Origin of the sequence: Nocardia sp. NPDC051030 (assembly GCF_040683015.1) — a bacterium.
Taxonomy (GTDB): domain Bacteria; phylum Actinomycetota; class Actinomycetes; order Mycobacteriales; family Mycobacteriaceae; genus Nocardia.
Genome location: NZ_JBFBCD010000004.1, coordinates 861,226 through 882,401 on the forward strand (window position 1 = coordinate 861,226; position 21,176 = coordinate 882,401).

General features: G+C 66.1%; 18 protein-coding genes. 14 read left to right on the top strand and 4 right to left on the bottom strand.

Features of this window, described 5'->3' with window-relative positions:
* The first annotated feature begins 26 nt into the window (after positions 1-26).
* The 3 genes from AB0N05_RS17565 (at position 27) to AB0N05_RS17575 (ending at position 2,730) form a co-directional block, all read left to right on the top strand.
* Positions 27-584, top strand: a complete 558-nt coding sequence (locus tag AB0N05_RS17565; RefSeq protein ID WP_364694466.1) for a MarR family winged helix-turn-helix transcriptional regulator — start codon at positions 27-29, stop codon at positions 582-584.
* Complete coding sequence (locus AB0N05_RS17570; RefSeq protein WP_364694469.1) at positions 581-2,281, top strand: MDR family MFS transporter; 1,701 nt, start codon at positions 581-583, stop codon at positions 2,279-2,281. Before AB0N05_RS17565 ends, AB0N05_RS17570 begins: the two co-directional genes overlap by 4 nt.
* Positions 2,282-2,442: 161 nt before the next feature.
* On the top strand, positions 2,443-2,730 hold the full coding sequence (locus AB0N05_RS17575) for a hypothetical protein (protein WP_364694471.1): 288 nt from the start codon (positions 2,443-2,445) through the stop codon (positions 2,728-2,730).
* Between the two features lie 19 nt (positions 2,731-2,749).
* Here the strand turns inward: AB0N05_RS17575 and AB0N05_RS17580 are convergent, their stop codons facing one another.
* The gene (locus AB0N05_RS17580) at positions 2,750-3,517 is read right to left on the bottom strand and encodes an SOS response-associated peptidase (RefSeq protein WP_364694669.1); all 768 of its coding nucleotides are present in this window, start codon (positions 3,515-3,517) and stop codon (positions 2,750-2,752) included.
* A gap of 132 nt (positions 3,518-3,649) precedes the next feature.
* On the opposite strand from AB0N05_RS17580, the gene AB0N05_RS17585 reads away from it, so the two are divergent.
* From AB0N05_RS17585 to AB0N05_RS17605, 5 genes are all read left to right on the top strand, one after another.
* Positions 3,650-5,158 carry an aldehyde dehydrogenase family protein gene (locus AB0N05_RS17585; RefSeq protein ID WP_364694473.1) on the top strand — a complete coding sequence of 503 codons (1,509 nt, stop codon included), beginning with the start codon at positions 3,650-3,652 and terminating at the stop codon, positions 5,156-5,158.
* A 173-nt stretch (positions 5,159-5,331) separates the two neighbouring features.
* Entirely contained in the window at positions 5,332-6,615 is a 1,284-nt protein-coding gene (gene aroA / locus AB0N05_RS17590; RefSeq protein ID WP_364694476.1) for a 3-phosphoshikimate 1-carboxyvinyltransferase, read from the top strand.
* Positions 6,612-7,625 (top strand): ribosome small subunit-dependent GTPase A, encoded by a 1,014-nt coding sequence (rsgA, locus tag AB0N05_RS17595; protein WP_364694672.1) that lies wholly within the window; start codon positions 6,612-6,614, stop codon positions 7,623-7,625. The genes aroA and rsgA overlap by 4 nt, the downstream gene beginning before the upstream one ends.
* Before the next feature lie 80 nt (positions 7,626-7,705).
* Positions 7,706-8,038: a hypothetical protein gene (locus AB0N05_RS17600; protein WP_364694479.1), complete on the top strand. Its 333-nt coding sequence runs from the start codon at positions 7,706-7,708 to the stop codon at positions 8,036-8,038.
* A gap of 187 nt (positions 8,039-8,225) precedes the next feature.
* Positions 8,226-8,972, top strand: coding sequence for a type 1 glutamine amidotransferase domain-containing protein (locus AB0N05_RS17605; protein ID WP_364694482.1), 747 nt, complete (start codon positions 8,226-8,228; stop codon positions 8,970-8,972).
* A gap of 93 nt (positions 8,973-9,065) precedes the next feature.
* On the opposite strand, the gene secA is transcribed toward AB0N05_RS17605, so the two are convergent.
* On the bottom strand, positions 9,066-11,909 hold the full coding sequence (gene secA / locus AB0N05_RS17610) for a preprotein translocase subunit SecA (protein ID WP_364694485.1): 2,844 nt from the start codon (positions 11,907-11,909) through the stop codon (positions 9,066-9,068).
* Between the two features lie 467 nt (positions 11,910-12,376).
* On the opposite strand from secA, the gene AB0N05_RS17615 reads away from it, so the two are divergent.
* The 6 genes from AB0N05_RS17615 (at position 12,377) to bluB (ending at position 19,343) form a co-directional block, all read left to right on the top strand.
* On the top strand, positions 12,377-13,798 hold the full coding sequence (locus AB0N05_RS17615; protein WP_364694487.1) for a wax ester/triacylglycerol synthase family O-acyltransferase: 1,422 nt from the start codon (positions 12,377-12,379) through the stop codon (positions 13,796-13,798).
* A gap of 52 nt (positions 13,799-13,850) precedes the next feature.
* Entirely contained in the window at positions 13,851-14,366 is a 516-nt protein-coding gene (locus AB0N05_RS17620; protein ID WP_364694675.1) for a hypothetical protein, read from the top strand.
* A gap of 199 nt (positions 14,367-14,565) precedes the next feature.
* A complete protein-coding gene (locus AB0N05_RS17625; RefSeq protein WP_364694490.1) occupies positions 14,566-15,726 on the top strand; it encodes a ferredoxin reductase in 1,161 nt (386 codons plus the stop codon).
* A 135-nt stretch (positions 15,727-15,861) separates the two neighbouring features.
* Positions 15,862-17,319 (top strand): fatty acid desaturase, encoded by a 1,458-nt coding sequence (locus tag AB0N05_RS17630; protein WP_364694493.1) that lies wholly within the window; start codon positions 15,862-15,864, stop codon positions 17,317-17,319.
* A gap of 95 nt (positions 17,320-17,414) precedes the next feature.
* Positions 17,415-18,662, top strand: a complete 1,248-nt coding sequence (locus AB0N05_RS17635) for a fatty acid desaturase (protein ID WP_364694496.1) — start codon at positions 17,415-17,417, stop codon at positions 18,660-18,662.
* An 18-nt stretch (positions 18,663-18,680) separates the two neighbouring features.
* Complete coding sequence (gene bluB, locus AB0N05_RS17640; protein WP_364694498.1) at positions 18,681-19,343, top strand: 5,6-dimethylbenzimidazole synthase; 663 nt, start codon at positions 18,681-18,683, stop codon at positions 19,341-19,343.
* Between the two features lie 5 nt (positions 19,344-19,348).
* On the opposite strand, the gene AB0N05_RS17645 is transcribed toward bluB, so the two are convergent.
* A complete protein-coding gene (locus AB0N05_RS17645) occupies positions 19,349-19,762 on the bottom strand; it encodes a hypothetical protein (RefSeq protein ID WP_364694501.1) in 414 nt (137 codons plus the stop codon).
* Positions 19,763-19,841: 79 nt separating this feature from the next.
* Positions 19,842-21,131: an acetyl-CoA C-acyltransferase gene (locus tag AB0N05_RS17650; RefSeq protein WP_364694504.1), complete on the bottom strand. Its 1,290-nt coding sequence runs from the start codon at positions 21,129-21,131 to the stop codon at positions 19,842-19,844.
* Between the last annotated feature and the right edge of the window lie 45 nt (positions 21,132-21,176).

The window sequence follows — 21,176 nt, forward strand, 5'->3', positions numbered from 1 at the left end:
ATTGATGCAAGGAGGTGAGCCCGCCCATGAGCGATGACCCGGCGAAAGCCGACATCCCCGAGGCAGTCGACATCCCAGAAGATGTGCTCGACAGCATCGGCTTCCAGGTCACGCGGCTGACCAAGCTGCGCGACCGCACCAACGCCCAGATCGCGGCCGTCACCAATGGCGAAGTGGAACCGGGGGCATTCGCCATCCTGTTCCACCTGATCCACTGCGGGCCGATCCGTTCCGGAGTGCTGGCCGATGGCCTCTACTCGGATGCGTCGACGATCAGCAGGCAGGTGGCCGCGCTCGTGAAGCGCGGACTCATCGAACGCCGCGCCGATCCCGCCGACGGCCGAGTGAGCGTGCTCGCGGTCACCGAAGCGGGCATGGCGGCCGCCGCCGAGATCAGGGTTCGCCGCAACGAGTCGCTGCGCAAGATCCTCGACGGCTGGACGCCGAGCGAACGGGAGACCTTCGCCGGACTGCTGCACCGCTTCGTCGACGGCTACGACGCCACCCGGCAGGAGATGCTGGCCCACCTCGCGGCAAATAAAGACCTTCACCCGTATTACCAAGCCCCGGAGAACAATTCGTGACGACCACAACGCAGAACGAACCACAATCCGCAGCCGGATTCACCCATAAGCAGATCATGGTCGTGCTGAGCGGGCTGCTGCTCGGCATGCTGCTGGGCGCGCTCGACCAGACCATCGTGTCGACCTCGATCCGCACCATCGCCGATGACCTGCAGGGCTATTCGATGCAGGCGTGGGTGACCACGGCCTACCTGATCACCGCCACCCTCTCGACCCCGCTGTACGGCAAGCTCTCGGACATGTACGGCCGCAAGCCGTTCTATCTGGCGGCCATCACCATCTTCGTCGCGGGCTCGCTGCTGTGCGCCTTCGCCGGATCGATGTACCAGCTCGCCGCGTTCCGCGCCTTCCAGGGCTTGGGGGCCGGTGGCCTGATGTCGCTGGCGCTGACCATCCTCGGCGATATGGTCGGGCCGCGTGAACGCGCCCGCTACCAGGGCTACTTCCTCGCCGTGTTCGGTACCTCGAGCGTCGTCGGCCCCGTGCTGGGCGGCATCATCTCCGGCCAGGACGAGATCTTCGGCATCACCGGCTGGCGCTGGGTGTTCCTGGTGAACGTGCCGCTGGGCCTGATCGCCCTCGCCGTGGTGTCGCGCGTGCTGCGCCTGCCCAAGACGGAACGGCCGAATGTCTCGGTGGACTGGTTCGGCGTGCTCACCATCGCGCTCGGCCTGGTGCCGCTGCTGGTGGTCGCCGAACAGGGCCGCGAATGGGGTTGGACCAGTGCGAATTCCATCAGCTGCTACGTGGTCGGCATTCTCGGCATCATCGGATTCATCGCGGTCGAGGCCAAACTCGGTGACGCCGCGCTGATTCCGCTGCGCATGTTCAAGAACAAGACCTTCGCGCTGGGCGTGGTCATCTCGGTCGTGGTCGGTTCGGCCATGTTCGGCGGCATCACGCTGCTGCCGCAGTACCTGCAGGTGGTCCGCGGCTCCAGCCCGACCCTCGCGGGTATGCAGATGCTGCCGCTGGTGATCGGCATGATGGTCGCCTCGGTGATCGCCGGTCAGCTCATCTCGCGCACCGGCAGTTACAAGCTGTTCCCGCCGATCGGCGCGGCGCTGCTGGTGCTGGGCCTGTTCCTGCTGCACTTCGTCACCGCGGATACGCACCTGTACGTGACCATGCTGTTCATGCTCATCACCGGCGCGGGCCTCGGCAATCTCATGCAGCCGCTGACCCTGGCCATCCAGAATGCGCTGCCGCCCAAGGACATGGGCGTCTCCACCGCGGCCGCCACCTTCTTCCGGCAGATCGGCGGCACGCTCGGCGTCGCGGTGTTCCTGTCGATCCTGTTCTCGCAGGTGACCCCGAATATCGCGGACGAGATGAAGGTGGCGGCGACCCAGCCCGCCTACCAGCAGGCGATCGCGGCGGGCGTGCACAGCAGCAACCCGGCCGATGCCGCGCTGTCCAAGGCGCTGGCCTCGGGTGATCTGTCCGCGACCGGTGACGTGCTGAAGGACAGCTCGATCATCCAGAAGCTGGATCCGACGCTGGCGCATCCGTTCAAGGTGGGCTTCGCCAATGCCATGGACACGGTGTTCCTGTCGGCGGCGGGCGTCGCGCTGATCGCGATGGTCCTGGTGCTGTTCTGGAAGGAGGTGCCGCTGCGTACCGCGGGCGGCATCCAGGCCAGCCAGGAAGGCAAGAAGGAGACAGAAGAGTCCGACGTGGAACTGGACAAGGTCTAGTTCAGACTGGCACGGCACAACTTTGACACGCACACATCCGGGCGCATTCCACATGTCGCGCCCGGATGTGTGCGTTACTTGTCTGTGCGTGCGCTGTGTAGTTGCTGTGCTTGATCGACTCGACCGACTTGCCAGGCTCGTTCGACCTTCGAGGATGTGATGTGACTATGTCCACCCATCAGCGTTTTCGCACGATCGTGGTCGCAGGTTCCGCGGTGCTGGTACTCGCGCTGGGAGCCGCACCGCTGACCATCGCCACTTCGGGAGCGAACCCGAACTATCCGCTCGGATCCGATCCGGGCACGCCCGGCCAGCCGCCGAAGAAGGATGAGAAGGTCGAAAAGGCCGAGAAGCTCGGCGGATCGACGATCACCGGCGTCCTGGACTTGGCCGAGAACGTGCTCAAGTGCGGATTGAACATCGCCATACCGACCGTCAAATGCTCGTGAGCCGATAGTCCCGAGCCGGTCAGATCAGCGTGGTCTGACCGGCTTGTTCGTTCACCGAGCCCAATAGCTCCGGGCCGTTATTGCGGACGCTGTTCACCAGCGACGGCACCTCGCGCAGGATGATGTCCGAAATATCCTCGGGGCGCGGGGTTTCCAGCAGCTCCTCGGGAGCCGGATGATCCGGATCCAGCCAGGCATCCCAGTGCGAGCGCGGCATGGGCAGCGGCATGCGGTCGTGGATCTTGGTCAGATCGCCGACCGCATCGGTGGTCAGAATCGTGCAGGACAGCAGGGGCTTGGCTTCATCCCCCAGGCTGCGATCGCGCCAGACCGACCACAGGCCCGCCATATAGAGGCGGCCGCCATCGGACTTCGACATGAAATAGGGCCGCTTGACGGCCTTTCCGAGCCCATCGGCGTCTGTCACCCACTCGTACCAGCCGTCCATGGGCACCAGGCAGCGGCGCTTCTTCACGGCATCCCGGAAGGACGCGGTGGTCGCGGCCTTGTCGGCGCGGGCATTGAACAGGGGCTTGCCCTTCACGGGCACACCGGGTTCCGAGGCCTTGCTCCACGGCGGGATCAGCCCCCACCGCATGGCCCGGATGCGCAGGCTCGCCGGATCCTCCGGATGGTCGCGGTCGTGCCGCTCGACCACCGTGAGCACCTGGTTCGTCGGCGCCACGTTGTAGTTCGGGTTGAACCCCGTATCGCCGGTCTCGTCGACGGCATCGAGCTCGACCGCCAGCGTGGCGGGGTTTGTCGTTGTCGCATACCTTCCGCACATGACGACCATGCTGCCACCGGACACCGACAGATGTCGGTTCATGCGGTCTTTACGGGCCCGGGAGGGGCATGATGGGATGTGACGTACACATCTGATGGCAATTGACATCAATTCAAGGGGATCGCCGCCACCATGCCTGCAACCGACACCGCCTCGATCGAGCGGGACGCCACACTGACCTCCGTCAACCCGGCCACCGGCGATACGCTCGCCACCTACAAGATCGATGACGAGGAGGCGGTGCACGCGGCCGTTGCCAAGGCCCGCACCGCCGCCGCCACCTGGGGCGCGCTGACCTTCGCCGAGCGCAAGAAGCATCTGCTGCGCTGGGGCAGCAAGCTCGTCGAGAAGTCCGACGCCCTGAGCGAGCTCATCCACGCCGAGAACGGCAAGCCCCTGGATGACGCCTTCCTCGAGCTCATGCTGGCCCTCGAGCACATCAAGTGGGCGGCCTCCAATGCCGAGAAGGTGCTCAAGGCCAAGAAGGTCGCGCCGGGCATGTTCATGGCCAACTTCGCCGCGCACCTCGAGCAGCGGCCGCTGGGCGTCGTGGGCGTGATCGGGCCGTGGAACTACCCGGTCTACACCCCCAACGGGTCCATCGCCTACGCGCTCGCCGCGGGCAATGCGGTGGTGTTCAAGCCGAGTGAATTCTCCACGGGCATCGGCAATTTCGTCGCCAAGGCCTTCGCCGAGGCGAATCCGGAACTGCCCGACGGGGTGTTCATCACCGTCAATGGCTTCGGCGCGACGGGTGCGGCGCTGGTCAAGTCCGGCGTCGACAAGCTGGCCTTCACCGGGTCCACCGCGACCGGTAAGAAGATCATGGCCTCCGCCGCCGAGACCCTCACCCCGGTGCTGCTCGAGTGCGGCGGTAAGGACGCGGTCATCGTGGCCGCCGACGCCGACATCAAGGCCGCGGCCGACGCGGTCGCCTGGGGCGCCACCGCCAACTCGGGCCAGACCTGCGCGGGCGTCGAGCGCGTGTACGTGGACAAGTCGGTCGCCGACGAGTTCATCGCCGAGGTCAAGCGCATCCTGACCGATATCAAGCCCGGCTCGGACGACAAGGCCTCCTACGGCCCGATGACCATGCCCAGCCAGATCGATATCGTGCGCCGCCATATCGACGACGCCCTCAAGAACGGCGGCAAGGCCGTACTCGGCGGGCCGGAATCGATCAAGGGCCCCTACATCGAGCCGGTCATCCTGGTCGACACCGACGAATCCTCCGACGCGGTCTGCGAGGAGACGTTCGGCCCGACCGTCACCATTCGCACCGTGAACGGCATCGACGAGGCCGTCGAGCTCACCAACAAGAGCAAGTACGGCCTGGGTTCGGCGGTGTACTCCCGCAAGAACGGCCTCGAGATCGCCCGCCGCCTCAATGTCGGCTGCACCTCGGTGAACTCGGTGCTCAGCTACGCCGCCATCTCCGGACTGCCGTTCGGCGGCACCGGCGATTCCGGCATCGGCCGCATCCATGGCGCGCCGGGCCTGCTGGAGTTCTCCCGTCCGCATTCGATCGCGGTGCAGCGCTTCACGATTCCGGGCATGGCGCTGCTGTCCTACTCGCGGACCGACAGCACCATGAAGCTGCTGCGCAAGATCGTGCCGTTCGTCCACGGACGCCATAAGTAGGAGTTGACCCAACTCTTGGGGTCCTCAGGGGCTTCGCCCCCGAACCCCCAGGAGCTGCGTCTCGGCGAACGCCGGTCCCTATGGAGGGACCGGCGTTCGCCATTTCCAGGGGTCGGCGAGGTTAAAGGGGCGCGGACCGCCGCGAAGTATGGATCGTTTGGGAAGATAGGGGGGTGACTTTCTGGCCCGCGCCCCATGTTCAAGCTCCCGTGCACGCGACCGTGACCCTGCCCGGGTCCAAATCCATCACCAACCGGGCCCTGATTCTCGCCGCCCTGGCGGATCGGCCGTCCACTCTCACCGGTGCGCTGCGCAGCCGGGACACCAATCTCATGATCGCGGCATTGCAGGCCATGGGTACCACCATCGAGGGCGAGGGCGAGACGCTCACCGTCACGCCGCCGAAGGAATTCACGAGCGCCATGGTGGATTGCGGGCTGGCGGGCACAATCATGCGGTTCCTGCCGTCGGTCGCGGCGCTCGCGCAGGGTGATGTGGCGTTCGACGGGGATGAGCAGGCGCGGGTGCGGCCGTTGGGCACGGTGCTGGACGCACTGCGCACGCTGGGCGTCGATATCGACGGCAACACACTGCCCTTCGTGGTGCACGGCACCGGCGCGCTGCGCGGCGGCCCGGTCACCATCGACGCGTCCGCGTCCTCGCAGTTCGTGTCCGGGCTGCTGCTCTCGGCGGCGCGGTTCGAGCAGGGCGTGACGGTGAATCACGACGGCGGGCAACTGCCTTCGATGCCGCATATCGAGATGACCGTGCAGATGCTGCGCGAGGCCGACGTGCAGGTGGAGGCACCCAAGGATCCGCGCAAGGCGCAGACCTGGACCGTAGCGCCGGGCCCGATCCGGGCGGTGGACTGGGAGATCGAACCCGACCTGTCCAATGCCACCCCGTTCCTGGCGGCGGCCGCCGTCACCGGTGGCGCGGTGCGCATTCCGCACTGGCCGCGCTACACCACCCAGCCCGGCGATGTGATCCGGGAAATCCTGGTGCGCATGGGCGCGGAATGCGGCTTCCTGGACGGCGCGCTGACCGTGCAGGGACCGGACCGGCTGGCGGGCATCGATATCGACCTGCACGATGTGGGCGAACTGACCCCGACCGTGGCCGCCCTTGCGGCACTGGCGGATTCGCCGTCCCGGCTGCGCGGCATCGCGCATCTGCGCGGGCACGAGACCGACCGGCTCGCGGCGCTCACCACCGAGATCAACCGCCTCGGTGGCAAGGTCACCGAGACCGAGGACGGCCTCATCATCGACCCGACTCCGCTGCGCGGCGGGCAGTGGCGCTCGTACGCCGACCATCGCATGGCCCACGCGGGCGCGATCATCGGCCTGGTCGTGCCGGGCGTCGAGATCGAGGACATCGGCACCACCGCCAAGACCCTCCCGAACTTCGTGGAACTCTGGGAAGCCATGCTGGCGGGTCCGGAGGCGGGACACTGAGGCGCCGCGAGTACGACGAGTCCGACGTCCGGGTCCGCCCGGGCAAGAGCACTCGTCCGCGCACCAAGAATCGGCCCGAACACAAGGACGCCGAGGCCGCCATGGTGGTCGCGGTGGACCGGGGCCGGTGGGGTTGCGTGCTCGACGACGATCCGGAGCAGCGGATCGTCGCCATGCGCGCCCGCGAACTCGGGCGCACCCCCATCGTGGTCGGCGATCAGGTGGATCTGGTCGGCGATCTGTCCGGTAAGCCGGACTCCCTCGCCCGCATCGTGCGGGTGGCCGAGCGGTCGACGGTCCTGCGCCGCACCGCCGATGACACCGATCCGTTCGAGCGGATCGTCGTCGCGAATGCCGAACAGCTGTTCATCGTGGTCGCCCTGGCCGATCCGCAGCCCCGCACCGGATTCGTGGAGCGCGCCATGGTCGCCGCGTATGTCGGTGGGCTGCAACCGATCCTGTGCCTCACCAAGCATGACCTGGCCGCCGAATCCGAATTCGCCGAGGCCTTCGAGGATTTGGATCTCACCATCGTCTACGGCGGCATCGAGGATCCGGTCGAACCGGTGCTCGACCTGCTCGACGGCAAGCTCACCGCCTTCATCGGGCATTCCGGTGTCGGCAAGTCCACGCTGGTGAATCGGCTTGTGCCGGACGCGGATCGGGCCGTGGGCGTGGTGTCCGGTGTCGGCAAGGGGCGGCACACCTCCACCCAGTCGGTGGCGCTGTCACTGCCCAATGGCGGCTGGGTCATCGACACCCCCGGTGTGCGCTCCTTCGGCCTGGCCCACATCACCTCCGACGATGTCATCAGCGCCTTCTCCGACCTCGCCGAGGCGATCGAAGATTGTCCGCGCGGCTGCACCCATCTGGGTCCGCCCGCCGATCCCGAATGCGCGCTGGATCTGTTGCCCGGCAAGGAACGCCGGGTGGCGGCAATCCGCCTGCTACTCGAGGCGATCAATACCGTTGACCCGTGGTTCCGCGGCGGCCAATCGACCACCATCTGAGCTCACGATTCCATCCTGCTCGAATAACGTCCCCGGTCGTAGCGGGTGCGCGTGATCTCGGAACTCGCTAGCCTTCGCAGGTGCAAGACCATGAGCGCCACGAATTCTCGCCGCTTCTCGACGACGACCTGGGCCCCGGCGCCCCGGTGGTCCCCGAGGTGCGCATCGCCCGCAATGACGAGGGCACCGGATTTCCCGAATGCGTGCGATGCGGGAAACCCGCACCGCTGAACGTCCGCGCGGTCTGGCTATCGGCCCGCGCGGTCATGAGCGGCGATATCGATGTGGACAAGCACATCAGCGTGCACTCCTGTTGCGCCTGCGCCGGGAGCGTGTCCGGCATGATCCTGGTCAATTGGGATCCCCGGTATTGGGGCGAGTCGGTGGGGCTCGAGCTGCCGCCCGCCATGTAGTTGATTGATCCGGCGTCCATTGATTCGGCGTTGATTGATCCGGCGTTCATTGCTCCGGCGAAAGATTCGGCTTCGGGCGTAGTTCGCTGAACGCGTAGTCCGGCATCATCGCGCCCACACCGCCGCACACTCATGGGCGGAGCGCGGCGCGATCGACCGGGCCGCGCGTGACAGGAAGGTGTGAACGGTGGTTGCAACCGTGGACATCCTGAATCCGGACAAACCCAAGCGAGTGCTGATCGTGGCATCCAATCCCGCGGTATCGCGGCAGACGGGGTGGCCGATCGGATTCTGGTGGTCCGAATTGACCCACCCCTATTGGGAATTCACCGAGCACGGATACCAGGTCGACATCGCCAGCCCCGAAGGCGGAGCGCTCGAAGCCGACAGCTGGAGCGATCCACTCGACGACACGGGCTACAGCGCACACGATCTGATCAGCCTCGGCTTCAAAACCTCACCGACGCATGCGGCGCTGGTGCGGAATTCGCTGAAACTGGCCGAGGTGGACACCGATTCGTACGACGCGGTGTTCCTGGTGGGCGGCCAGGCTCCCATGTACACGTTCTACGAGGACACCCGGATCCACGATCTGGTGTCGGCCCGAGTCACCGCGAACACACTGACCGCGGTGGTGTGTCACGCCACCTGCGTGCTGCTGAAGGCGACACTGCCGGATGGGCGACTCGTGGTGGACGGCCGCACCTGGACCGGATTCGCCAATAGCGAAGAGGATTTCGCCGACGAATTCGTCGGACAGCAGATCCAGCCGTTCCGCATCGAGGACGATGCCCGCAAGCTGGACGGCACGAACTTCATCGTGCAGAGCCGATTCAAGCCGCACGCGGTGCGCGACGGCAACCTGATCACCGGGCAGCAGCAGTATTCGGGTGCCGCGGCAGCGAAATTGGTCATCGAGGCGCTCGGCGCCTAGCGACTTCGAGGAAAACACCTCGGCAAGCACGTCACCGCGAAACAGAGACGCCCCGGGTGAATCACCCGGGGCGTCTCTACGTTCGTGCTGAAATCAGCGGCGGCGCTTGGACTTCGGAGCCTTGTCCGGCTTGCTCTGGGAGCGGGCGGCCTCGCGGCGCTCGCGACGGGTGCTCGAGTCGCCGTCCTGGCCGTACTCCTCGGAGTCGCTGTGCACGGAGGCACGGCCGCCGTCGTCCGGTCCGGCCGGGCCGGAGTAGGACAGGCCGCGCGGGCCGGACTCGTCGATGCCCTTGGCGCGCAGGGCCGCGGGGGCTCCGTTCGGGGTGGCCGCCTGGGCGGCTTCCTCGGTGGGGAGCGGGCGGTTGCCGACCGGGGACTGCAGGCCCGCACCGACATTCACGCCGGTGGGCTGCGGCTGCTGCACCTCGACCTGGAGGTTGAACAGGAAGCCGACCGACTCCTCCTTCAGGCCCTCCAGCATGGCGGCGAACATGTCGAAGCCCTCGCGCTGGTATTCCACCAGCGGGTCGCGCTGCGCCATGGCGCGCAGGCCGATGCCTTCCTTGAGGTAGTCCATCTCGTAGAGGTGCTCGCGCCACTTGCGGTCCAGAACGCTCAGCAGGATCTGGCGTTCCAGATTGCGCATGCTGCCCTCGCCCGCGAGGCCGTCGATCTCGGCCTCGCGATTGGCGTAGGCGGTGTGCGCGTCATCGAGCACGGCGTCCAGGAGTTCCTCACGGGTGAGGTCGCCGATCTCGCCGTCCTCGTTCTCGCCGGTGAGGTCCTTGTAGTCGATGCCGATGGGGTACAGCGTCTTGAGCGCCGTCCACAGCTTGGCGAAATCCCAGTCCTCGGCGTAGCCCTCGGCGGTGGCACCGGAGACGTAGGCGGTGATCACGTCGGTGATCATCTCCTGGACCTGGCCCTCCATATCCTCGCCCTCGAGGATGCGGGCACGCTCGGCGTAGATCACCTTGCGCTGCTGGTTCATGACCTCGTCGTACTTGAGGACGTTCTTGCGGATCTCGAAGTTCTGCTGCTCGACCTGGGTCTGCGCGGACTTGATGGCGCGCGAGACCATCTTGGCCTCGATCGGCACATCGTCCGGCAGGTTCAGGCGGGTCATGATCGACTCGAGCGCAGCGCCATTGAAGCGCCGCATGAGCTCATCACCCAGCGACAGGTAGAAGCGGGACTCGCCCGGGTCACCCTGACGGCCGGAGCGACCGCGCAGCTGATTGTCGATACGACGCGATTCGTGGCGTTCGGTGCCGAGCACGTAGAGACCGCCGGCCTCCTTGACCGCCTCGGCGTCCTCCTCGGTCTGCTCCTTGACCCGTTCCAGGGCGGGCAGCCACTGCGCCTCGTACTCCTCCGGCGTCTCGACCGGGTCCAGGCCCTGTCGACGCAGCAGAATGTCGGCGATGATGTCCGGGTTGCCGCCGAGCACGATATCGGTACCACGACCGGCCATATTGGTGGCCACGGTGACCGCGCCCGGCCGACCGGCCTCGGCGACGATCTGGGCTTCCTGCTCGTGGAACTTGGCGTTCAGCACCGAATGCGCGATGCCGCGCTTGGTGAGCAGCTTGGACAGGTACTCCGACCGCTCCACGGAGGTGGTGCCGACCAGCACCGGCTGACCCTTCTCGTGCCGCTCGGCGATATCGTCGGCGACGGCCGAGTACTTCGCCTCCTCGGTCTTATAGATGAGGTCGGACTGGTCGGCGCGGATCATCGACTTATTGGTCGGGATCGGCACCACGCCGAGGCTGTAGGTCTGGTGCAGCTCGGCCGCTTCGGTCTCGGCGGTACCGGTCATGCCGGACAGCTTGTCGTAGAGGCGGAAGTAGTTCTGCAGCGTGATGGTGGCGAGGGTCTGGTTCTCCGGCTGGATCTCCACGCCCTCTTTGGCCTCGATGGCCTGGTGCATGCCCTCGTTGTAGCGGCGGCCCACCAGGATTCGGCCGGTGAACTCGTCGACGATGATCACTTCGCCGTCGCGGACGATGTAATCCTTGTCGCGGGTGTACAGCTCTTTCGCCTTGATGGCGTTGTTCACGTAGCTGACCAGCGGCGAATTGGCGGCCTCGTACAGGTTGTCGATGCCCAGCTGGTCCTCGATGAACTCGACGCCGGCCTCGTGCACACCGATGGTGCGCTTCTTGATGTCGACCTCGTAGTGCAGGTCCCGCTTGAGCAGCGGCGAGATGCGCGCGAATTCGGCGTACCACTTGGAGGCGGTGTCGGCCGGGCCCGAGATGATGAGCGGGGTGCGGGCCTCGTCGATGAGGATCGAGTCGACCTCGTCGACAATGGCGAAGTTATGGCCGCGCTGCACGAGATCGTCCAGCGAGTGCGTCATATTGTCGCGCAGGTAGTCGAAGCCGAACTCATTGTTCGTGCCGTAGGTGATGTCCGCGGCGTAGGCCACGCGGCGCTCGGCCGGGGTCATGCCGCCGAGGATCACGCCGACCTCGAGGCCGAGGAAGCGGTGCACGCGGCCCATCCACTCGGCGTCGCGCTTGGCGAGGTAGTCGTTCACGGTGACGACGTGCACGCCGTCGCCGCTGATGGCGTTCAGGTAGGCGGGGAGCACACAGGTCAGGGTCTTGCCCTCACCGGTCTTCATCTCCGAGACATTGCCGATATGCAGTGCCGCGCCACCCATGATCTGCACCTTGTAGTGCTTCTGGTTCAGCACGCGCCAAGACGCCTCGCGGGCGGTGGCGAAGGCCTCCAGGAGCAGCTCGTCGAGAGATTCCCCCCCGGCGTACCGCTCCCGGAACTCGTCGGTCTTGGCTTGCAGCTCGGAATCGGAGAGGGCCGCGAAGTCCTCTTCCAGGGCGATGACTTCGTCCGCCAGGTTCGCAAGCCGCTTGACCGTGCGACCCTCACCAATCCGTAGCAACCTCGAAAGTGTCAGCGCAGGCACGGGTCTTGTAGTCCTCTGGTCGGTGTTGTCATTGGCCCCCGCCACGGCAGGGAACGTGCGCGCGGACGCGCAACCTTCTTGCCATGGTAATCCGGACCCGATCCTAGGTGCTGAGGTGCACATGTGAGAGTTGAGTAGGGGGTCGGACGGTCCGCACGGCGGGGTTCGGCGGCCCGGCCGCGGGCGCGAAGTGACTGCTCAGCGAATTGTTTTGGCACAAAGGCTGTTTCGTGCCCCCTGGCGTACCATGTAGGGGGTCCGGCGTGCGCGGAGGCTTGCGCCCGCACACCCGGAGCAGGGGGCGTCTACGAGACGCATGGTTGACGGGCAGTGCCGCCCGGCCATTCCCCCAGGTGATCGGATTGCGATAGCTTGCGACATGACCGGCGTGCGATGCCGGAGTGCCGACGCCTCGGCAGGGGGAATCTGCGTGGCGCAAGGCACACGATGAGGGAGTAGCGGGCAGCGTGATCACGAGACTGACGCCGCAAGACGCGTCGTTCTACCGGCTCGAATCGAGCAGCAACCCGATGCACATCGGTTCGCTGGCCATCCTGCGCAATTCCGCGCCCAAGCGAAATTCCGGCCACGCACCACTGGATTACGACCGCCTGGTCTCCCTGGTGGAGGCGCGGCTGCCGCTGGTGCCGCTCTACCGCCGCAAGGTGCGGGAGATCCCGTTCGCGCTGGGCCGCCCGGTGTGGGTGGACGATGCGCATTTCGACATCAGCTATCACATTCGCAGATCCGCATTGCCCGAGCCGGGCACCGATGAACAGCTCCTGGACCTGGTCGCACGGCTGGCCTCGCGCCCGCTGGACCACACCCGACCGCTATGGGAGATGTATCTGGTCGAAGGCCTGTCGGAGAACCGGACGGCGGTCTTCACCAAGTCGCATTCGGCCCTGGTGGACGGTGATTCCGCGCTCGAGATCGGGCATGTGATCCTGGACACCTCGGTCGCGCCGCGGGAGGTGGCCTCCGGCGCCTGGCTGGCGCATCGCGAGCCCGCCGATCTGGAATTGCTGATCGGGGCGGTGCTGCATCTGGCCACCCAGCCGCGCGAGGCGCTCGAGGTGGCCCGCCATCACGGCGCGGAGGCCTTCGCCATGGTCGACGCCACCGGGAAGGCACTGCGCAAGTTGGCGTCCATGGTCCGGGCCGCGGCCGTCGGCGCGCCCGACAGCCCGCTCAACAAGGCGACCTCGCGCAATCGCCGAGTCGAGGTGGTGCGCACCGACCTCGAGGATTACCGCAAGATCCGCAAGCGCTTCGACTGCTCCATCAATGACGTGATCCTCGCGGTGGTGACCGGCGCGCTGCGCAATTGGCTGCTCTCGCGCGGCGAGATCCTCACCGAGGCGGACACGCTGCGGGCCGTGGTGCCCATGTCGGTGTACGCCGACGAGCCTTCCGGAGAGCTGAAACCGGCGGGTGAGGTGACCTCGCTGCTGGTGGATCTGCCGGTGGGCGAACAGAATCCGATCATTCGCATGGCGCACATCAAGCACGCCACCGAGGCGCACGCACAGCACGAGCGCGGGGTGCGGGCGCGGACGCTGGTGCATATGGCCGGATTCGCTCCGGCGAGCCTGCATGCCATGAGCGTGCGGTCGGCGAGTACCTTCGCAGAACACACGTTCAATCTGGTGATCACCAATGCGCCGGGTCCGCAGCAGCCGATGTACATCGGCGGCGCGCGGATGCTGGAGATGTACCCGGTGTCGCCGCTGCTGCGCAATCAAGCTTTGAGCATCGGGCTCACGTCCTACGACGGGCGAGTGTTCTACGGGCTCACGGCCGATCGCGACGCGATGGCGGATATCGCGGTGCTGACCGCATCGGTGCACGAGTCGATGGAGGAGATGCTCGGTGCCTGCGTCCAGTGAGTCCCCCCGCGTATCGAAGAAGCTACGTGTCTACGTCCCGGCGACCGTGCCGATGCTGCGGGAACTGGTGACCGATCGGGAGATCCGCGCGCTCAATGACACCGCCTTCGCCGTGACGCCCGCCCTGCGCGAGGCGTACGCGTCCGGGGACGACGAGGAGCTGGCCGAGGTCGCCATGGCCGAGGCGGCGCGGGCGTCGCTGCGGCTGCTGGCCGACGCGCAATCCCTCGTGGACGGCGAGACCGACTCGGACGACGACGAGACCGCGCACCCCAGCGGGCCGGTGTTCCGCCGGGCCGTCATCGCCGCCGACGTGGACGACGCCACCCTGCGACCCGACCTCGACGATGCCGTGGTGCGGCTGTCCGCGCCGATCCCCTACGACCGCATCGCCTCGGTGCACGTGGACCTGGCCGAGGCCGAGGCGGAGGTGTCCAAGGCCGTCGATGTGATCGACGCCGCAGACATGGGTGATCCGGATGCCGAGTTCGTGCTCGGCGATGCCGAAGACCACCAATTGGCCTGGTACGCGGCCCAGGAACTGCCGTTCCTGCTCGATCTTCTCTAGGCACCGGAACGCGGGATTTCAGGGGCCGAGCCCCTGATCCCCCTAACCGAGCCTCCGGACCCCCTGACCAATGACGCCCTAACCTACGATGCCGTAACCTAGCGATGACGGCCGTACGTCACTCGATTCGGGGACTTCGGCAGGCACGCACGCACGACGCGCTCACCGCGCGCACGACGACAGGAAAGCGTTCCGGATCATGGCATCGAACAAGGCGGGATTCTCCGTGCGGCAACTCCGGGAATGGCTGGAGGCGCCGGTCGCCGAGGGCGCGACCGCGGGACGTACCCGCTTGAATACGCTTCGAGGCGCGGCGGCGCGGATCACCACTCCCCTGCTGCCGGACGACTATCTGCATCTGGTGAATCCGTTGTGGTCGGCGCGCGAACTGCGCGGGCGCATTGTGGAGGTGCGCAAGGAGACCGCCGATTCGGCCACCCTGGTGATCAAGCCGGGCTGGGGCTTCGACTTCAAATTCCATCCGGGCCAGTACATCGGCATCGGCGTGCTGGTGGAGGGCCGCTGGCATTGGCGGTCGTATTCGCTGACCTGCCCGCCGGATTGGACCGATCCCGAACACAAGAGCAAGCGGCTCATCTCCATCGCCGTGAAGGCGATGCCGGAGGGCTTCCTGTCCAGCCACATCGTGAACGGTGTGCGCGAGGGCAGCATCGTGCGCCTGGCCGCACCGCAGGGCGGGTTCGTGCTGCCGGAGCCGCCGCCGGCGAAAGTGCTGTTCCTGACGGCCGGTTCGGGCATCACCCCGGTCATGGCCATGCTGCGCACCATGGATCGGCGCGGCGGGGTGCCGGATGTGGTGCACGTGCATTCCGCGCGCACCCCGGAAGATGTCATGTTCGCCAATGACCTGCGCGAATTGCACGAGAAGCACCCGAGTTTCACCGCGGACCTGCATTACACCGGCGAGCACGGCAAGTTCGCGCTGGCCGATCTGGACGAGCGGGTGCCGGACTGGCGCGAGCGCGACACCTGGGCCTGCGGTCCGGCCGCCATGCTGGACGAGATCGAAAAGCACTGGGCCGCCGCCGGTATCGCCGAGCAGGTGCATGTGGAGCGGTTCGAGATCGAGCGTTCCGCCTCGGGCGAGGGCGGCACCGTCACCTTCGGCAAGACCGGGCGCAGTGTGGAGGTGGACGGTGCGACGACGCTGCTACAAGCCGGTGAGGGCGCGGGCGTGCAGATGCCGTTCGGCTGCCGCATGGGTATCTGCCAGACCTGCGTGGTGACCCTCACCGACGGTCACGTGCGCGATCTTCGCAATGGCACCGAGCATCGCTCGGGCGACAAGGTGCAAACCTGTATCTCCGCCGCCGCGGGCGATTGCACCCTGGATGTATGACGCAGCACCGTGCGGCCCCCTCGGGCCGCGGAACCGCTACCCTCGATAGCAGTCGAGCCTAACCACGCCTCCCCTACGGGACGCGTATCCCGCCGCAGCGGCGCGAGGACAGTTCACACCACGGAAGGATCGCCGGTGGCCATCACCGACATCAAGACGTTCGCCCATCTCACAGAGGCGGATATCGAGACTCTGGGTCATGAGCTCGATGCCATCCGCCGCGATGTCGAGCAGTCGCTCGGGGCACGCGATGCCAAGTACATCCGCCGCGTCATCCGCTCGCAGCGGGTGCTCGAGGCGGCGGCGCGCGCCACGCTGTTCGGCAGCAAGAACAAGTGGGCGTGGCTGGCGGGCACCGCCATGCTCTCGGTCGCCAAGATCATCGAGAACATGGAGCTCGGGCACAACATCAGCCACGGGCAATGGGATTGGATGAACGATCCCGAGATCCACTCCACCACGTGGGAGTGGGATATGACGGGCACGTCGCCGCAATGGAAGCGCGCGCACAACTACTCCCATCACACCTATACGAATATCGTCGGCATGGACGACGATCTGGGCTTCGGCATTCTGCGCATGACGCGCGATGAGGAATGGAAGCCGATCAACCTGCTCCAGCCGGCCGCCAATCTGGTGCTGGCCGCGCTGTTCGAGTGGGGCATCGCGCTGCACGATCTGGACGCGGCCAAGGAACAGCTGGGCGTGGAGAAGGCTGGGTTCTTCTCGGAGCCGAACAAGGCGTTCTGGAAGAAGGCCGGCAAACAGGTGGCGAAGGATTTCGTCATCTATCCGGCACTCACCGGTCCGGCGTGGAAGTCGACCCTCAAGGCGAATGCCTCAGCGAATCTGATCCGCAATCTTTGGGCATACGCGGTCATCTTCTGCGGCCATTTCCCGGACGGTGCCGAGAAATTCGCCCAGGAGCAGTTCGAGAACGAACCGCAGGGCGAGTGGTACCTGCGACAAATGCTCGGCAGCGCCAATTTCGAAGCCGGTCCCGTCATGGGTCTGATGAGTGGCAATCTGAGCTACCAGATCGAGCATCACCTGTTCCCGGATATTCCGAGCAACCGCTATCCCGAGGTCTCGCTGAAGGTGCGGGCACTGTGCGACAAGTACGACCTGCCGTACACCACGGGTTCGCTGGGTAAGCAATACCTGTTGGCATTCCGGACCATTCACAAGCTGGCACTGCCGGATCAATGGCTCAAGCGCACCGCCGATGATGCGCCGGAAACGTCCTCGGAGCGTAAGTTCGCGGGCATCACATTGCCCGCCATGCCGACCATGCCGACCATGCCCTCCATGCCGACGCCGCCGAACAGCGAGGGGTGGGTGGCCAGCGGTAATGAGTGGCTGGCCGAGCACAACTGGACCGGCGTGGACCCGGTGACCGGGCAGCGGCGTGGACTGCGCTCGGCGATCCAAGAGGTCAAGGTCGTGCTGCGGCAGAAGATGGAGCACGAGAAGGTAGTGCTGCGCGAAGCCAAAGTCACCTTGCAGGAAAAGGCAAGGGCGGAAAAGGCTTTGCTGCAAGAGAAGGCTCAGCGCGAAGGGTTCTGGACGCGTAAGCTGCGTCGCAACCGCTAGCAGAATCAGGTCTCTTGCACAATGCGGTATTCGACACGTTGGAGATTCGATCCTCCGTAACCTACGGGACCGTAACCTACGGTACTGTAACCCGCATGGCGATCTCGGATGTCAAAGAATACGCACACCTCACCCCGGAAGATGTCGAGGCGATCGGCGCGGAACTCGATGCCATTCGCCGCGAAATCGAATCAGCCCGGGGTGAGGTCGACGCCCGATACATCCGCAATGTGATTCGTTTGCAGCGCGCCCTCGAAATCAGCGGCCGCGGTGTGCTCTTCTTCAGCCTCTTCCCGCCCGCCTGGCTCGCCGGTGTGGCATTGCTCGGCACGGCCAAGATCATCGAGAACATGGAGATCGGCCACAACGTCATGCACGGGCAGTGGGACTGGATGAACGATCCGGAAATCCACTCCACCAAATGGGAATGGGACAACGCCGGTCCCTCGGAGCACTGGAAGATCACGCATAACTTCCTGCACCACAAGTACACCAATGTGCTGGGCATGGACGACGATATCGGCTACGGCCTGCTGCGCGTCACCCGCGATCAGCGGTGGAGCCCGTTCTATCTCGGGCAGCCGGTGTACAACGCGCTCCTGCAGATGTTCTTCGAATACGGTGTCGCCGTCCAGCATCTGGAACTCGGCAAGGTCGCCAAGAAGAAGTGGGCCGCCGATTCGCCCGAGCGCCTGCAGTTCGAGGAGGACCGCCGCCTGGTCCTGAAGAAGGTCGGCAGGCAGGCCGCCAAGGACTACCTGATCTTCCCGCTGCTCACCGGCCCGTCCTTCCTGGGCACGCTGACCGCCAACCTGGCCGCGAACGTGGTCCGCAATGTGTGGACCAATGCGGTCATCTTCTGCGGTCACTTCCCCGATGGCGCGGAGAAGTTCACCAAGGCCGATATCGACGGCGAGACCCAGGGCGAGTGGTACCTGCGCCAGATGCTGGGCAGTGCCAATATCTCCGGCGGCCAGCTCATGCACTTCATGACCGGCAATCTGAGCCACCAGATCGAACACCACCTCTTCCCGGACCTGCCCTCGCGCCGCCTGGCCGATATCGCGGTCCGCGTGCGCGCCATGTGCGACAAGTACGACCTCCCGTACACCACCGGTTCGCTGCCGGTGCAGTACTTCAAGTCGTGGCGCACCATCATGAAGCTGTCGCTGCCCAACAAGTACCTGCGCCGCGGCACCGACGACGCTCCGGAAACCAAGTCGGAGAAGGCCTTCGGCGGCACCGCCACCATCGACCCGAACACCGGTCGCCGCAGCGGCCTGCGCACCGCGCTCAAGGAGGGACGCCGCCGCCTGACCCGGCAGCCCGCCCTGGTCAGCTGAGCTGGTTCACTGGGGGTCGTGTGTGCTGAAGGTCCGATCGACCCCACCGAATGTCTGAGCGTCTACGACGCCATCCGTCTGCGCCGTGATGTCCGCGCGGAGTTCACCGGAGAGGTCGTGGACGACACCACCCTGCTACGAATTCTCGAGGCGGCGCATCGCGCGCCCAGCGTCGGGAATTCCATGCCGTGGGATTTCGTGGTGGTGCGAGATCCGGCGACGCTGAACAAGTTCGCCGATCACGTCGCCGACAAGCGCCGCGAGTTCGGTGCGGCACTGCCCGCGGACCGCGCCGACACCTTCAACCCGATCAAGATCGAAGGCATTGTCGAGTCCGGCACCGGCATCGTGGTCACCCACAATCAATCCCGTGGCGGCACCCACGTCCTGGGCCGCGCCACGGTCCCCGAAACGGGCATCTACTCGACGATCCTCGCCATCCAGAACCTCTGGCTGGCCGCCACCGCCGAGGGCGTAGGCGTCGGCTGGGTGAGCTTCTACGACACCCCCGTCCTCACCGACCTCCTCGGTCTCCCCGACGACGTAAAGCCGGTCGCCTGGCTCTGTGTCGGCCCGGTCCACGAATTCCAGACTGTCCCCGATCTGGAACGTTTCGGCTGGCGCACCCGCCGCCCCCTCGAATCCGCCATCCACTGGGAGCAATTCACGCCCCGCCCCTGATCAGGTCAGGGGGTGCGGTGGTCGATGACCGTCGCGTCCTCGAGGGTGACGATCGGATCGCTGAAGTCGGAGCGGCCGGTGATCGTGATGGTGCCGGTGAAGACATCGCCCCGGGTCAGTTCCCGGCCCCTCGGCCCGGTGATCTCCACTCGCGTCCCGTCGATGGTGAAGAACTCCGAGGGACCGGCGGTCACGAAGCCGAGCGTCCACACCGATAGGTCGGAATAGACGAGGCCGTATACCGGCAACCGCTCTCCCACGTGCCGGTCGTGCTCGTGCAATATCTGCTTCACGTCGTATTCGGACACGCCGGATTCGGTGCCCGGCGCGGGATCCGCGTCACCCGCGGCCACGCCGGTGCCCGTCGTCGCGGCCATGAGCACCGCGGCACCGGCAATCGTCATTCCACCGAACATCATTCGATCCACTCTCCTCGAGTTCCCCGAAGTGTCCGATTCCATGCACCAAGGTGTCCGATCCCATGCAGCCGGAGCGAGATCAGATGCGTTCGAGGACCGCGGAGGCGCCGATGCCACCGGCGGCGCAGATGCCCAGCAGGGCGGTGGACCGTCCGGTCAGGGCCAGTTCATTGGCCATGGTGGTGACCATGCGGGCACCGGTCGCGCCGAAGGGGTGGCCCAGAGAGACCGAGCCGCCGTGGACATTGAGTGTGGCGGGGTCGATGCGGCCGACGGCGGTGTCGCGGTCGAGGCGTGTCTTGGCCCATTCGTCGCTGGCCAGGGCCTCGACGACGGACAGGGTCTGGGCGGCGAAGGCCTCGTGGATGTCCACGAAATCGATATCGCTCAGGGACATTCCGGCCTTGTCGAGGGCGCGGGGCATGGAGATGGCGGGGCCGATGAGGACCTGGTCTCGGGGGTCGACGCTGACGAAGCTCCAGGAGCGGAAGGCGGCCAAGGGTTCGAAGCCCAGGGCGCGGGCCTTTTCCTCGCTCATGAGCAGGACCGCGGAGGCCCCGTCGGTGAGCGGGCTGGCGTTTCCGGCGGTGACGGTGCCGTGCTTGGCGAAAACCGGTGGGAGGGTGGCCAGTTTCTCGACGGTGGAGTTGGCGCGGACGAGGCCGTCGCGGGTGATGGTCTTGCCTTCGGGGGTGGTCACCGAGAGGACTTCGCTGTCGAAGCGGCCGGATTCGATGGCCGCGGCGGCACGGTGATGCGAGCGGGCGGCGAACTCGTCCTGGGCGGCGCGCGAAATGCCATGGATGCGAGCCATTTTCTCGGCGGACTCGCCCATCACCTCACCGGTGGTGCGCTCCTGGATCTTGGGGCGGCGCGGCAGGATATCGGTGAAGGGAGCCAATTGCGCTGCGGCGGAGAGGTAGTCCCGCGGCTTGGGCTTGCCCAGCGCCAGGGGCGCGGCGGCGTGCACGATCTTCTGGGGGAGCTTGACCTCGGCATTGCTGGTCGAGTCGCTGCCACCGGCGATCATGATGTCGTACTCACCGCGTTCGATGGCGGCGGCCGCGGAGGTGACGGCCTGCAAGCCGGACGCGCACGCCCGGGTGACGGTGTACCCCTCACACCCGGGATCGAGCTGCAGATCGAGCGCGATCTCGCGCGCGATATTCGGTGCGGCACTGGGCAGGATCACCCCGCCCCACACGATGGACTGCACCGCCGACCCGGGCAGTCCGGTCTGTTCCAGCAGTCCGCGCACGGCGGTATCGGCCAGATCGATGGAGTCCATGCGCGTGAAATCGGTGAACGCCCGCACGAACGGGGTCCGGACACCGGACACGATGACAGCGCGGCGAGCCTTGGTAGCCATCCACCAAACTTACCGCGAGGTAAGAAAGAAAGCGATACACGCTGT

Bases quoted from the DNA above. Each gene is read 5' to 3' on its own strand.
- AB0N05_RS17650 (WP_364694504.1), bottom strand. From the start codon at position 21,131: ATGGCTACCAAGGCTCGCCGCGCTGTCATCGTGTCCGGTGTCCGGACC.
- AB0N05_RS17625 (WP_364694490.1), top strand. From the start codon at position 14,566: ATGGCATCGAACAAGGCGGGATTCTCCGTGCGGCAACTCCGGGAATGG.
- AB0N05_RS17565 (WP_364694466.1), top strand. From the start codon at position 27: ATGAGCGATGACCCGGCGAAAGCCGACATCCCCGAGGCAGTCGACATC.
- AB0N05_RS17620 (WP_364694675.1), top strand. From the start codon at position 13,851: ATGCTGCGGGAACTGGTGACCGATCGGGAGATCCGCGCGCTCAATGAC.
- AB0N05_RS17585 (WP_364694473.1), top strand. From the start codon at position 3,650: ATGCCTGCAACCGACACCGCCTCGATCGAGCGGGACGCCACACTGACC.
- AB0N05_RS17635 (WP_364694496.1), top strand. From the start codon at position 17,415: ATGGCGATCTCGGATGTCAAAGAATACGCACACCTCACCCCGGAAGAT.
- AB0N05_RS17645 (WP_364694501.1), bottom strand. From the start codon at position 19,762: ATGATGTTCGGTGGAATGACGATTGCCGGTGCCGCGGTGCTCATGGCC.
- AB0N05_RS17580 (WP_364694669.1), bottom strand. From the start codon at position 3,517: ATGTGCGGAAGGTATGCGACAACGACAAACCCCGCCACGCTGGCGGTC.